Genomic DNA, 14,588 nt, shown 5'->3' with positions numbered 1-14,588 from the left:
AAAATTCAGTCTATTTACTTTGAACTGGTGGTTCTGTCTCTTTCATCGTTAATTCTCGCTCTAATACTGGCACCGGATAATCAACACCATCTTGCTTTTTCAATGTGACAGAATACAGCGTCTGCATCGCTTGGTGGTCCTTCTCTCTAAACTTCATCTTTCCTTTCGGTGTATCAAATTCCATTCCTTCCATTTTCTTAATCAATGTATCTACATCTGTATCACCTTTTGTTTTCTTTAAGGCTTCTACAATAGAAATTGCTGCTGACATTCCTCCCGCTGTAAACAAATCTGGCACTGCACCATTAAAACGTTTTTTATGCTCTTCAACTAGCCAATCATTCACTTTATTTTTTGGAAGTGTGTGATAATATACAGAAAAACCTTGCATACCTACTAATGCATCCATTGTTTTTAATGCTGGTATATCTGGCGCACCTGTAGAAATTTTAATACCTTGCGCTTCCACATTCATATCTTTCAACTGTTTCCAAGGTGAATTTGCCCCTGCCCAAACGATAAATAAGTAATCTGGTTTTGAACTAATGATATTTTGAATATTCGCTGTAAAATCTGTTGAATTTGTATCCGCGTATTGCTCATTCACAATGTTCGCACCTAATTTTTTCGCACCCGCTTTAAATGCAGCAATCCCTTCACGACCAAAAGCGTTATCTGGGGCAAATGTCGCAATCTTTACATCTTTTTTCGCAATTGCTGCTGCTCCTGCAATCGCATCTTGTGAGGAACTTCTTCCAGTTCTAAAAATATATTTATTCCAGTTCTTCCCGGTAATACTATCCGCTACTGCTGGTTCTACAACCATAATCTTTTCATATTCCCCGGCCAGTGGTAAAACCGCTAACGTATCACTGGAACTAGACGATCCAACTAAAAAATCAACTTTCTCTTCTTCTAATAACTTCGTAGCTTTTTTAACTGCTACATCCGCTTTCGTTTCTGTATCTTCTACAACAAACTTAATCTTTTTCCCATCTACTTTCCCAGTTCCACCAGTTGCATAATCTAACCCTAATTCAAATCCGTTCACTGTTTGTTTTCCATACGATTCTAGCGGTCCTGTTAAAGAAGCAAGGACTCCTACCTTAATCGTTTTTTCATCCTCTGTACTTGTTTTCTTTCCTGAACAAGCTGCCGTTATTAATAACGAACCTAAAACACAACCAGTAAACATTGTCTTTAGCCACTTACGTTTTTTCATCGACATTGTGATCCTCCCCATACTTTACTTTCTGATAGAATCAAACACGCCAAAATCCCCTGTCCGTAATCATGACTAACTAATTCGATAGATAATGGAAAACTCTTGTAGTACCCTCTACATTCGGCACAAATATATAATCACCTTCCTATGTAATGGAAACGGACATACAATCAATATATATTCTGCAATCCAATTGAAAATACTGTTTCATTTCAGTAATGATCATACAAAAAGACTAACTTATTTTTTAAGTTAGTCTTTTCACCTTAATTAGAGTTAAGTTCTACTTTCTCTAACCCTTCAGCCAATTGTTTCTTATCTAGTCCTTCTCCTATTACTACTAAGTTTGTCGGGAAACCGAAGTCTTGTTCTAATAAAGTTGGTACTCCGAACGAATATTGGAATAGGTGAGGGTATTTATCTCCATGGAATTTCACAAAACCTTTCACTCGATAAATACTATCTGGTAAATTCGAAAGCCATTCATATAATTTGTCTTGATCAATCGGTTTCGAAAATTGATACGTCATCGTTTGTATATGTAAATGCTGTTTGACATGTAGTGTCTCATGTTCCTCATCATTTGGAAATTCTGCTTTCTCTATATCTTTTAAAGATATATTACAATACTTTGTCTCATACATTTTCGCATGATCATTTATTGCCTTTACTTCTTCAAATACTGTGTTCTTATCTTCATCTGTTAGTAAATCTGCTTTATTAACAAGAATGTGACTACCAAATTTCAGTTGCTCATGCAATAGCTGTTGTACATTTGCACTTAATATACTTCGGTTTAACCACCTTACTGCATCTAAAACGACTACAATTGATTTCACTTCCAGAAAAGGAGCTAAAATTGGCGAGACACACGCGTCTAACACTTCAATTGGATGTGCAACACCTGTCGTTTCTATATAAATTACATCTGGTCTTTCTTGTTGGTATAACGAATGTAATTGTATTTCAAGCTCTTCTTTTAACGTACAACAAATACAGCCTTTAAGAAGTTCTCTTAAAACATTCTCTTTTCCAATAATATCTGTATCTACCGAGTATTCACCAATTTCATTCATTAATACTGCAACTTTTCTATTCTTCTTTTTCTCTGCTAACAATAAATTTTGTAATAATGTTGATTTTCCACTACCTAAAAAACCACCTAATATATGAATCTCCACTTTATTCATTCAACCGACCATCCATTTCTTTACTTCAAATGTATTCAAAGCGTAATAATTACGATTTATATTTATCATTTTATTAAAAGAATGACCATTTGTAAATATAAGAGATTCACTGTTCATTTACTTCATATGCAACTCTTACTCCAGACTCAATTGCCCCTTGCATCCATCCATGTGTTAATGTCGTATGCTCTCCTGCAAAATGTACTTTTCCAGATGGTGGTGTAATATACGGAAATAACTCGAGCTCTTGGCCTGGTTCGAAAGCTGTAAATGCACCGCAAGAATACGGATTTTTACTCCAGCTAAAAGATGTTCCAGTGACAAACTCACTATAGACGATGTCACCGTATATTTCTGCTAAATTTTTTAATGCGTAACGAATGCGTTCCCTATTCGGTAAACTATCCCATGTTAACGCCTCATCTGCCCACGTATAACTTGCTATAACGATAGCTGGTCCTGGAGTATGAATGCCATAACTCGGATAGTATGTAAACCGTATCGGTAAATCAGTAATAGATTTCCCTCCACACTGTCCCGCTTTCTCCCAAAATCTACTTTTAAACTCTATTGCAATTTTAGTTGCAGCAATATAATTTAATTCACGAATTGCTCTTTTTTTAAAATAAGAGAATAAATAGTATGGCTGAACTTCTATAAATCTTAACGCTGAAAATGGAATTGTAATAATAGCAAAATCACTTGTTATTGTAAATTGCTCTAACGTTTGTTCATGATTTCCTTGTAACATTACTTTATTATCTTCTTGTATAATTTTATCAACCTTATACTGCATTAAAATATGTTCCCTTAATTGTGGTAAGAATGCATTCGATAACTTATCCATTCCACCAGTTATTTCATAATATTTCGTTGTTGAAGTAAAGAAAATCATTTCACGTAATACTTCAATTAAGGACATTCCCATATAAGCTTCCATATCAAGAAGTACCCCAATCATATCTATTGCACCATCTGAATAATACTCCATTAAAAATGAACCAAGCGAATACGTTTTATACTTTTTTTCAACGATAAGCCAGTTTTTATCAGGATCCTTCTTAATATAATTTAGTATTGGTTCTAATACTTCAATCATTAGCTCTTCTGCCGTTTTTCCTTTTTCTTTATCCAAAACCGGATATTCAAGTACACTTGGATCATTTTCAAACACATTCAATCTCGTTTGAATGTTATTCGTATAAATGATATCTGCAAAAGTTTTATTTATAAAAAGGTTTAAAGGTAGTTTAAATTTATGAATATACGCTAAGGTTAACTTATGGGTGTCAGGGATTCTCATCGGTCCCGCATTAAAATATAAACCCACACTAAATGGTTCCCGAATCGTATACACTCTGCCACCTATTCTGTTATTTGCTTCTATAATCGTTACTTCGTGCCCAGCCTCTTTTAATAAAGAACCTGCAACTAATCCAGAAATCCCTGCACCTGCAATCGTAATCCGTTTTGGGTTATTCTTTTTAACAAGCCCTGCATGAATAATATGAAGCATTTCTTCCATTGCTAATGGATTCCCCATGCCATTTCCCCTTTTACAAAGGATTTTACTGAATTATATTCGGTTCACTGAATTCCTATGTTTTGTTCGCGGATTTGCACGGATACATTTTCAAATACTTGAATATCTTTTATAAAATGTAATAAACTAGATATGACTCTATAGAAGTAAGACGTATTATCTTACATAACAAAACCAATGAAATTGCGAGGAATTTTGAAATGAAAAAAGGTATTAACCGTGTTGTATTAGTAGGAACAGGAGCAGTTGGATGTAGTTATGCTTACTGCATGATTAACCAAGCCGTAGCTGAAGAATTTGTTTTAGTCGATGTAAATGAGGCAAAAGCTGAAGGAGAAGCAATGGATTTAAGTCATGCTGTTCCATTCGCACCAGCTCCAACTAGAGTATGGAAAGGCAGCTACGAAGATTGTAAAGATGCTGACCTTGTAGTTATTACAGCTGGATTACCACAAAAGCCAGGCGAAACACGTTTAGATTTAGTTGAGAAAAACGCCAAAATCTTTAAACAAATCGTTCGCAGTATTATGGATAGCGGATTTGATGGCATCTTCTTAATCGCAACAAACCCTGTAGATATTTTAACTTACGTAACTTGGAAAGAATCTGGTTTACCGAAAGAACGTGTAATCGGTTCTGGTACAACGCTTGATTCTGCTCGTTTCCGCTATATGTTAGGTGAGTACTTCAATATTGGTCCACACAACATTCACGCTTATATTATCGGAGAACACGGCGATACTGAACTTCCAGTTTGGAGCCATGTTTCCGTTGGTATCCAAAAACTACAAACATTGCTTGAAAAAGACAACACGTATAATCAAGAAGATTTAGACAAAATTTTCATAAACGTCCGTGATGCAGCTTACCATATTATTGAGCGTAAAGGCGCAACTTATTATGGTATCGGTATGTCACTTCTACGTGTTACAAAAGCAATTTTAAACGACGAAAATAGTGTATTAACTGTATCAGCTTACTTAGAAGGTCAATACGGTCAAAAAGATGTGTATATCGGGGTACCTGCTGTTTTAAATCGCGGCGGTGTTCGTGAAATTTTAGAGGTTGAATTAAGTGAAGATGAAGAATTAAAATTCGACCACTCTGTTCAAGTATTGAAAGAAACAATGGCTCCGGTTCTTTAATGAAAATAAAAAAGCAATCCAATTTATTTTGGATTGCTTTTTTATTTTCATTATCTCCTATGACTTTTTAGTGATTTTCTATCATTTCTTATTTTTTAGTCTCATCCTCATTATTTATATCAAGTACATCTAATAAAAAGATAAAGATTGGTATCCCGATAATAAGCCCCCATATTCCGAGGAAATGCTCTGAGAAGATGAGAATCATAAATGTATAAAAGATTGGTAAATTTGTTTTTGCAGACATAAACTTCGGATTTAAAAAATAACTTTCAAGAGCATGGATGACTGTAATGAACACAAGTATGTATACTACGTACATAACTCCACCTACGTTGTAAGCAATGATACAAAGTGGAAACAAAGAAATAATCACACCTGCAACAGGAATCAATCCTAGTAGAAAAATCATAACAGCTAATACAAGAAGCTGCGGAAATCCTAAAACAATTAATGCAATGACAGTAAGAATACAATTTACAACCGCAATTAAAAACTGTGCTTCAATTACTTTGCCGAACGATCTTGCAAATCTTTCACCAAAATATGCAATTTCCTCATAAAACATTTTTAACTTACTATCTTTAAACTTAGATGTAAATGTAATAATACGCTCTTTTTCTAATAAGAAAAATAAGCTTAAAATTAGAGATAATAATATTTGTAAACTTACCTTCCCTATATTTGCTATCGATTGATAGATGACATCTACACCTTGTTCTATATATTTTGATACTTCCATCCCATTAATTGTCGAAAGTGCATATTTAACGATTTCATTATCAGGTGGATTTTGAAAAAATAGTTTAAATTGGTAAATTAATTGTGAAATTTGTATCGTTAGCACAGGTAAATATTTATACAATGTCGTGCCAATAAAGGAAACTAATATGATATACAAACAGGCAATAACAATTTTCCGGTCCACTTTCAATTTCTTTGAAATAAAACGTTGGAATCGATCCATTAAAAATGTCAGTATAAACGTAATTAATATTAAGTTGATCATACTTTTTAATCCATATAATACTAACGCTAATATTATTAAAACGAGAAACCGTTGAAACCCTCTACTTCGAAAGAAATTTTTCACTTCATTCATTAAGATTTAACCTCCCCCTTCAATGGATGGAAATTGAATATATTACATTTTATGAACTTCTATAGACAATCTTTCTTACTAATTAGGAAGAATCCTTTTTTTATTCTTATATTGTTAGATTCTATTTATATTAGCCCGCTTACTTACTTCAGTTGAGCTCTTTTTTTCGTTTAACCTTTTACAATTTAGGTGCTTTTCTATTTTTAGACTGCTGTTCATACGCATATCCAAGATTGAAAAGCTCTTTTTCACCAAACTGTTTCCCTACAAACACTACACCGATTGGTTCTCCATTTTTATCATATCCAGCAGGAACCGCTAATTCCGGATAACCAGCTACAGCTGATAGAAGAACTTCATCGTTATTAATCATAACTAGAGCATCCAAACCTTTTTCTACTAAATACCTATCTAGCTCTTTTCTTGCATTTTCTTGACTCGTTTGCACTACGTTTTCAAACTCTTCTTTCGTTATAACAGATTTTTCAGACCCTTCAATTAATGTTTGTCCGTATTTTATTCGTCCTTTACTATCCTTTTTATTAAACGCTATAATCTCTTCTAACGATTTTACCGGTACATTCTTTTGCTGTGAAAGATAGTCGTTTACATTATGCTTGAACTCATATTCTAATGTTTGCAAATTATCTACACCCTCAGCACTTAACTGGATATTATCAGTTAATATCGCACCTGCATCTTGAAGGTCTTTTCTAATTTTTTCTGCTACTGCTTTTCTATTTTCATCTTGTTGGTCTACAGAAAAAAGAAGCCCTATCTTTTTCCCTTTTAATCCATCTATCGATAAATCCTTTGTATAATCAATTCTTTCTTTATCTTTCATTTTTTCTGTCATAACATCTTTTTCGTCATAACCTATCATTGTATTAAATAACGTTGCTGCATCTTTTACCGTTCTTGCCATAGGTCCTGCTGTATCAAGAGTTTCAGCTAACGGAATAATTCCTGTTCTGCTTACCATACCTAAAGATGGACGTAACCCAACTACTGATTGCTGCGCCGCGGGTGCAACAATCGATCCCGTCGTTTCTGTTCCAATTGCAAGCGGCGCAAAATCTGCTGCAACTACTGTAGCAGATCCTGAACTTGATCCTGAAGTATCGAATGTAATCGGACCGTACGGGTTTAAATTTTGTCCTTTCTTCCCGCTATACCCGCTTGGCATTGTAAAAGATAAATAGTTCGCCCACTCAGACATATTCGCTTTTCCTAAAACAAATGCTCCTTCTTCTTTCAACTGCTTCACAATTGTTGCGTCTTGATCTGCAATCCAATCTTTTAATACATAAGTTCCTGCACTAGTCGGCATCACTTTTTCCGTCTGTACATTATCTTTTACAACGACAGGAATACCATATAAATTCGAATTTTTGTTTCTACCCCGCTCTTGATCTAACTTTCTTGCTTCTTCCATCGCATTAGGATTTATCTCTGTAACAGAATTTAATGTTATTCCATTTTGATCATGTTCTTGTATTCTAAAGAGATAAATACTCGTTAATTCTTCATATGACAACTTTCCATCATCAATCATTTTTTGAAGCTCATCTACAGTCGCATTTACGACTTCTTTTTCTTTTATCTTTACATTTTCTATATTGATTCCTTTAAGCTGATTATGTATCGGTTGTAGCACTCTTGCTTTATCATATACAATACGCTCAGGTTCCTTTGGAAAATAATTTTTATACACGTAATATCCACCGGCACACGCTAATAAGACAATGCCTCCAGTGATAGACAGCGTTACCTTTACCCATTTCTTCATGTTGCTTCCTCCACTCTATAAGATGCTTAGCTATACAAAAAAGAGAGTTACCTTTTACTTAACTCTCTCCAATCAAAATGCTAAATGAAAAAATGAAAGATTTCAATCTAATTACTTCTTTTTTTGCATTTGCTTTGCTAGCATTTCTTTCACTTGATTATACGTTAATCCTGAATTTTTATTTAAACGCTTTACTTCCTCAACATCAGTACCTACCACTGTATATTTTTTCTCATCATTCATTTTTCTAATTCCCTTCTCACCGTATTATTTCTTATATTTCTTCCCTAAATGCGCATAAATTAACACCACTACAAAAAAGAAAGCTGTTTTTAAGTACAGCTTCCTTCTCGTTACATATTGTATTTCTTAATAAAATTTCACTACATCTTCAGTAGGCAAGAACGTTCTTTCTGCTGGTTGTTCGTTTGGTTCACCAAATGGCATTTGACCTACTAAGCTCCACTCTGCCGGAATGTTCCAAGTTTCTTTCACTTCAGCATCTACGATTGGGTTGTAATGTTGTAATGACGCCCCAATTCCTTCAGCAGATAATAGCATCCACACAGTATGTTGTAACATCGCATTTCCTTGATGAGACCAGAATGGGAACTGATCTTTATATAATGGTGCATTTTCTTGCATTTTTTCTACAGTTGCTTGATCTTCAAAGAATAGCACTGTTCCTACACCTGCATGAAAACCTTTTAGTCTTTCTACAGTCGCTTCAAAGTTTTCTGCTGGTACACGGGCTCTTAGTGTTTCTTTAACGATATCCCAAAACTTTTCATGCTCTCCATCCATTAATACAACCATACGACCACTTTGCATATTGAAAGATGTTGGTGCGTGTAAAGCTGTTTTTAACACTTCTTCAATTCTTTCTTTCGTAATTGCATCGTTTTTTGCTACTTTACGAATTGAACGGCGGTTCACGATTGCTTCTTTTAAGTTTGTTGTAGTTGCTGACATTTTAATTCCTCCAAATGTTTGTTTTATAATTTATTTTGTTATTTCATAACAAGCGAATTAGCAATATCCATCGGTATTACATTGCATACCTTCAAATGAATTTGTTTTATCCTTTTCAATTTCTTTATCAATGACCCTTTCTAGTGTTTCTTTACTAACAAGCCCTTGAATGACTTCATCTCCAATCATGACAGTTGGAACGGCCATAATATTCGCTTCATCATATGCGTGTTGAATTGCTTCTTGATGCTTTTCTTTATATTTACGAGTTACTAAAGCATCTTTAAATTCCGCCTCAGGAAGTCCTACTTCTACCGCTAATTTTGTTAACACATCAATATCTTCAATGTTTTGCTCTTCTTGGAAAAATGCTGTGAATACGCGGTGATGATACTCATTACCTAGTCCACGTTCTTTCGCAAATTGACATCCTTCGAAAGCTAAATGTGTATATGGATGTGGTGAAACACGTGGCAAGCGCATATCAATTCCTAACTTCTTCGCTGTCGGAAGAATGAAAGCATCCCATGAACCTAATTTTTCTGGTTCATTCCATGGATCTATTTTTGAATATGGACTTGGACGTAATTCAAATGGCATCCATTCAATCTCTACATCTTTCTCTTTCGCTACCTCATCTAATGGACCTTTTGCTAAAAAACAAAACGGACATATAAAACTGAGTATACTTTCATTTTTACAGTCATAACTTTTACACCTTCCCTTTATAGTTGTAATCAAATCAGTTACATTAATGATAAAAAAATATAAATATGATTTAAGCATTCATTTTTTCTTGCAAAGTTTCAAACAACTGCCCCATCGTAATATTTCTCAAAACTTCTTCCATCGCGGATTGTGCTTGAATTAAAATAATTTCTAACACCGCTTGAATATTCGCCCCAATTGGACAATCTGGATTCGGTTGCTCGTGAATATGAAATAGCTTGTCTTCTTCGACTACGTTCACTGCATGATACACATCTAACAATGTGATTTCATGTAAATCCTTTAGTAATCCCGCGCCACCCGGTCCACGATTTACGTAAACAAAGCCAGCTTGTTTCAAGTACGACATGATTTTACGAATGACTACTGGATTTGTATTGACACTCTCAGCCATATAGTCTGAAGTACAAAGTGAAGATGGATTGTTTTTCAAAATAGATAAAATATGAACAGCTATGGAAAAGCGGCTACTAATTTTCATCGTAATCACCACCTCGATGTAATCATTATAGTTACAACCGAAAAATAAGTCAATCCTTTTCATAGATTTTTTATAAGTAAATTAAAAAGTGTCCCATTATGATATATGAGACACCTCTTTTTATTCTGCAAATAGCGATTGAAATTCTTCAATAAATAGCTGCACAGCGATTGAAGAATCCTTTAATGAAGGAACAGCTAATGCAATTTCTCTCCATACTTGTGGTTCCAATTCTCTCGTTTGCACATTTTTTGGTAAATTCGTTAAAGATAATTCAGCTAATATTGCAATGCCCAATCCTTCTTGAATCATATTTAAAGCTGTAGTAACTGTCGAAATTACATATTCAGCCCGAAGTGGTACGTTTGCTTGTTTAAACATATCAATAATGGGTGGTTCATATCCACCCTTACATAATATGATCGGTTCATTCTCTAAATCACAAATTGTAAGAGCGTCCTTCTTACAGAGAGGATGATCCTCTCTTAAGATAGCAACCATTTTCCCCTTCGTTAATGGAACAATCTCCATATCTTTATTAGGCAAAATAACAATCCCTATATCAATAACCCTCGATACTAACCAATCTTCAACTTCTTTAATCGTTCCTTCACAAAGAACTACTTCTAAGTTCGGATACTTCTCCTTAAAAAGGTTTATCATTTTGGGTAAGAAATGTGCAGAAGCACTCGGAAAACTACCAATTCGAATCGTTCCAACTTCGTGTCCTTTCTCCATCGCAACTTCTTGTTCAATCTTCTCTACACCGTTCAAAATCTCTCTAATATGTACAAGAATCCTGTTTCCTACATCCGTAACGAGGAGCCCTTTTCGTTTATCACGTATAAGAATCGTAACTCCTAACTCTGACTCAATACTTGAAATGGCATGACTTACAGCTGGCTGCGTCATATTTAACACCCTAGCAGCCTTCGTAAAACTACCTAACTCAACAGTTTTTATTAATACTTGCAGTTGTGTAATGGTCATAACTAATCACTTATACTCCTCATAAAAAAGATTCATTTTATTTATTACAGTCGATATCATATCATAGTGAAATGAATAACAACAAGGAGGTCTTACCGTGACACAGCTTTCTCGAACTAAGACGGCCATAATCCTTACCTTTCTCGTTTTCATGTGGGGAATCAATTGGCCTTTATCTAAGTTTGCCCTGCATTATACACCACCTGTTTTATTTGCAGGCGTTCGAACTTTAATTGGAGGATTCATTTTACTCCTGTTCGCATTACCGAAATACAAAGAGTTACATTTAAAAGAAACGTGGCATTTATATGTTATTTCTTCCTTACTTAACATCATTATATTTTATGGATTACAAACTGTCGGCCTTCAATATATGCCTGCTGGGTTATTTTCCGCCATTGTATTTCTACAGCCAGTCTTACTCGGTATTTTCTCGTGGATATGGCTTGAAGAATCAATGTACGGCTTAAAAATTTTCGGGCTTGTTCTCGGATTTATTGGTGTAGGTGTTATTAGCTCTAGCAGTTTAACTGGACATATTTCTATTATTGGAATCCTTCTCGCGTTAGGATGCGCTATTGGCTGGGCACTTGGCACAGTATTCATTAAGAAGACTGGTCACCGTGTTAATGCCATTTGGATGGTAACACTTCAGCTTATTATTGGTGGCCTTTGCTTAATTGGATTTGGTTCAGAGTTTGAAAGCTGGTCTAGTATCGCTTGGAGTATGCCATTTGTTAGCGTACTTCTCTTTATTTCATTCTTTGTTATTGCAATGGGGTGGCTTGCATACTTCACACTTGTTGGAGCTGGTGAAGCAAGTAAAGTTGGGGCTTATACATTCCTCATTCCACTAATAGCTATTATTGTAAGTTCAATTTTCTTACATGAGGCTATTACCATTAGCTTATTCATCGGACTATTATTTATTGTTGTGAGTATTTGTTTTGTAAATATAAAACCGAAAACACTTGCTGTAAGGCAGCAAGTTGAATTGAAATAAACGTAAGAAAGAGCCTACTGTTTGTAGGCTCTTTCTTACGTCTTACTTTTTACGACGTACTACAAAAACACACGCACTTACCGACGATACTATCGCAAAAATAGATAAGACAATTGCTATCAATTGCATATTACTAGTACCTTCATTCTTTTCTACACTAGAAACTTCACCATGTTCTCCTGTTAATGACGTACCTTTTGCAATTGTAGTAAGTGAATGCGGTTTTTCAGCTTTTTCATCGCCTGTCCATTCAACAATTTCTCCGTCTTTATATTGTTGATATGCATCCCAAGCTATTTTTTGTTCTTTATCCGGATTTTTAGCGACGAAAGTAAATCGCTGGAACTGACCGGGTAAAATCCCTTCTCCTGTTGCTTCCCATACTACAGTTTTAACTTTTCCAGCTGTATCTTTTTGCTCCTCAACTTTCCATCCTGGCACTGGTTCATACTGCTGGAACTCTACTCCAGACGGTATTTTCAGTGTAACTTTTGTTGTTGCTACATTTTTTTCAACTGGTACTTTTATCGTATATGTCTCCCAAGAACCAACGTCAGAAGTTGCTGGTTTTACAGTGACGTGCGCACTAACAGGTAACGAAAACATTCCCATTGCAATAATTGTTGCGATCATTGTTGTTCCTAATTTTTTTATACGTTTCATTTTCTATTTACTCCTTTTCATCTATAACATCTGTTTATCATGCTGCTCGCTAGCAGCATGATTGGTACAATTTTATCTGCCACCTACAATAAATTTAAAATCTGTATCGAAACTATCAAGAGATTTTGTTAATCCATGAACATGTATATTCCAGTTTCCTGTCATATTAATATACATACCTTCTGCTTCATATTCTCCTGGTGAAACTACTGAAACTTTAAATGAACCTTTTCCCATGTTCATATCTAATGATTGAGTCATCAATATCATTTGTTCCATATCAGTAACAGGCTGTCCCTTTTCATCCTTTAGTGTAATATGGAATTTATTTTGTCCTACCTTATTCGGACTTACATTTAGCGTAAGTTCATATCCATTATCTAATTGCTTACTCTCTGTAAAAGGTCCAGTAGGAGGCATCGGTGGTGTTTGTACGTTTGTCATAAAAGCTACGATTACGAAAATGATAATTCCAATGACAAACTCTACTTTCACCGTACCTCCTAATCCTTGCTGCGCTCGCATTCTCCCTTTCATATAATGAATAATTCCCAATATCCCCATGAAAATAAATAATAGTATCTTTGCTAATAAAGCCAATCCATACTTTGTATCAAATAATGAGTGGATTGTTGGAATAAAAAATGTACTGTTAAAAAGGCCTGTTATTAAAATCACGATGACAGCACCTGTTGCCCACGGTGAAAAACGCTTAATCATATCCCAATACATATGCCACTTGTTATCCTCTTTACGTAAAAGAAGAATAATAGATGATAAACCACCAACCCATAATGAAGCTGCTAATAAATGTAGAAAATCCATAACGACAGCAATGTCTTTAAACTTTAAACCGTATGCGTGACTATTAAAGGCCTTCATAACAAGTAACCCTATAAACAATAGCATTGGAATACTCCATACTTTAAACGACGAAAACTTCTCATGCTTCACCGCAAAATACGTAACAATTATAAGCGTACTAATGAGAACCATTTGAGTAATCCATACATAACCAAAAACAGAAAGCTGTAATGTTTCTTTTAATAGTAAAGGATTGAATGCTTCTAGCCATGAAACATCAGCATTTATTTTCGCTTGCAATGGTAGATTGAATAACAAGCTAATCAATATCCCAAATAGAGAAATCCATATTATGTTCTTACTCCTTAATTGAACCGAGGTTGCATTTCCTTTATACATAATAAGATTAAAGAATAGCACTCCTATAAATAGTGAGAAACTTGTATATAAAATTCCACGTTCCATAATCATATCGATTTGTGGGATGTAACCCATCTCTTCCACTTGTATATCGTCTGTTTCTGTTTCCACTCCCGCTAATCCAACCCGGAACGGGATAACTCCTTGAATTGGATGTCCATCAGCTGAAATCACTTTCCACTGAATAGAGTAAAGACCATTTTTGAGATTGTCTTTTAATCCGGCTTCTAATAGCTTTTTATTTTTTTTATCAATATGAGCATCTTTTAAATCGACCCTTTTACCTGATGTATCTCTCACGTACAATGTATTAAAACTTGAAACTTGTATGTCCTCATCGAATTCAATTTTCACAACAGATGGTGCTTTCTTCAATGTTTCATTTTCAGTAGGGTTTGATTTCACAACGTACGCATGAGCAGATGCACTTTTCGGTATCAATATGATAACCACACATGCAAGTAATAACCATGTCCCTAATCTTCTCATTACTTTCACACTCATTTCACTTCTTTCTTCCTCATCGCTCTAT

13 protein-coding genes and 1 pseudogene are annotated in these 14,588 nt (G+C 34.8%); 2 read left to right on the top strand and 12 right to left on the bottom strand.

Features of this window, described 5'->3' with window-relative positions:
* Positions 1-10: 10 nt before the first annotated feature.
* The 3 genes from ACTFRH_RS05690 to ACTFRH_RS05680 all read right to left on the bottom strand — a co-directional run bounded on the left by ACTFRH_RS05690 (position 11) and on the right by ACTFRH_RS05680 (position 3,958).
* On the bottom strand, positions 11-1,228 hold the full coding sequence (locus ACTFRH_RS05690) for a substrate-binding domain-containing protein (protein ID WP_000062002.1): 1,218 nt from the start codon (positions 1,226-1,228) through the stop codon (positions 11-13).
* Between the two features lie 263 nt (positions 1,229-1,491).
* A complete protein-coding gene (locus ACTFRH_RS05685; protein WP_001044945.1) occupies positions 1,492-2,415 on the bottom strand; it encodes a CobW family GTP-binding protein in 924 nt (307 codons plus the stop codon).
* 106 nt (positions 2,416-2,521) lie between these two features.
* Positions 2,522-3,958: a flavin monoamine oxidase family protein gene (locus ACTFRH_RS05680; protein WP_000527997.1), complete on the bottom strand. Its 1,437-nt coding sequence runs from the start codon at positions 3,956-3,958 to the stop codon at positions 2,522-2,524.
* A gap of 200 nt (positions 3,959-4,158) precedes the next feature.
* Here ACTFRH_RS05680 and ACTFRH_RS05675 point away from each other — a divergent pair, with 200 nt between their 5' ends.
* Entirely contained in the window at positions 4,159-5,103 is a 945-nt protein-coding gene (locus ACTFRH_RS05675; RefSeq protein ID WP_000715326.1) for an L-lactate dehydrogenase, read from the top strand.
* Between the two features lie 88 nt (positions 5,104-5,191).
* Here the strand turns inward: ACTFRH_RS05675 and ACTFRH_RS05670 are convergent, their stop codons facing one another.
* From ACTFRH_RS05670 to ACTFRH_RS05640, 7 genes and pseudogenes are all read right to left on the bottom strand, one after another.
* A complete protein-coding gene (locus ACTFRH_RS05670; RefSeq protein WP_001006571.1) occupies positions 5,192-6,205 on the bottom strand; it encodes an AI-2E family transporter in 1,014 nt (337 codons plus the stop codon).
* A gap of 178 nt (positions 6,206-6,383) precedes the next feature.
* The gene (locus tag ACTFRH_RS05665; protein WP_000759464.1) at positions 6,384-7,994 is read right to left on the bottom strand and encodes an amidase family protein; all 1,611 of its coding nucleotides are present in this window, start codon (positions 7,992-7,994) and stop codon (positions 6,384-6,386) included.
* Between the two features lie 111 nt (positions 7,995-8,105).
* Complete coding sequence (locus ACTFRH_RS05660; RefSeq protein ID WP_000997344.1) at positions 8,106-8,237, bottom strand: hypothetical protein; 132 nt, start codon at positions 8,235-8,237, stop codon at positions 8,106-8,108.
* 126 nt (positions 8,238-8,363) lie between these two features.
* Positions 8,364-8,966 carry a nitroreductase family protein gene (locus tag ACTFRH_RS05655; RefSeq protein ID WP_001277011.1) on the bottom strand — a complete coding sequence of 201 codons (603 nt, stop codon included), beginning with the start codon at positions 8,964-8,966 and terminating at the stop codon, positions 8,364-8,366.
* Between the two features lie 57 nt (positions 8,967-9,023).
* Positions 9,024-9,673, bottom strand: a pseudogene (locus ACTFRH_RS05650) (DsbA family oxidoreductase).
* A gap of 71 nt (positions 9,674-9,744) precedes the next feature.
* The gene (locus tag ACTFRH_RS05645; RefSeq protein ID WP_000704073.1) at positions 9,745-10,176 is read right to left on the bottom strand and encodes an Rrf2 family transcriptional regulator; all 432 of its coding nucleotides are present in this window, start codon (positions 10,174-10,176) and stop codon (positions 9,745-9,747) included.
* A gap of 120 nt (positions 10,177-10,296) precedes the next feature.
* A complete protein-coding gene (locus tag ACTFRH_RS05640; protein WP_000156773.1) occupies positions 10,297-11,166 on the bottom strand; it encodes a LysR family transcriptional regulator in 870 nt (289 codons plus the stop codon).
* 97 nt (positions 11,167-11,263) lie between these two features.
* Between ACTFRH_RS05640 and ACTFRH_RS05635 the strand changes: the two genes are divergently transcribed.
* Positions 11,264-12,169, top strand: a complete 906-nt coding sequence (locus tag ACTFRH_RS05635; RefSeq protein ID WP_000192805.1) for a DMT family transporter — start codon at positions 11,264-11,266, stop codon at positions 12,167-12,169.
* A gap of 42 nt (positions 12,170-12,211) precedes the next feature.
* Here the strand turns inward: ACTFRH_RS05635 and ACTFRH_RS05630 are convergent, their stop codons facing one another.
* Positions 12,212-12,832, bottom strand: coding sequence for a YcnI family copper-binding membrane protein (locus ACTFRH_RS05630; protein WP_000821401.1), 621 nt, complete (start codon positions 12,830-12,832; stop codon positions 12,212-12,214).
* A gap of 72 nt (positions 12,833-12,904) precedes the next feature.
* Positions 12,905-14,560, bottom strand: a complete 1,656-nt coding sequence (locus ACTFRH_RS05625; RefSeq protein WP_000114329.1) for a copper resistance CopC/CopD family protein — start codon at positions 14,558-14,560, stop codon at positions 12,905-12,907.
* Positions 14,561-14,588: the final 28 nt, after the last annotated feature.

It is taken from the genome of Bacillus cereus group sp. MYBK216-1 (assembly GCF_051916495.1).
Lineage (GTDB): Bacteria > Bacillota > Bacilli > Bacillales > Bacillaceae_G > Bacillus_A > Bacillus_A thuringiensis_K.
This window is presented reverse-complemented; position numbering and strand designations above follow the sequence as displayed.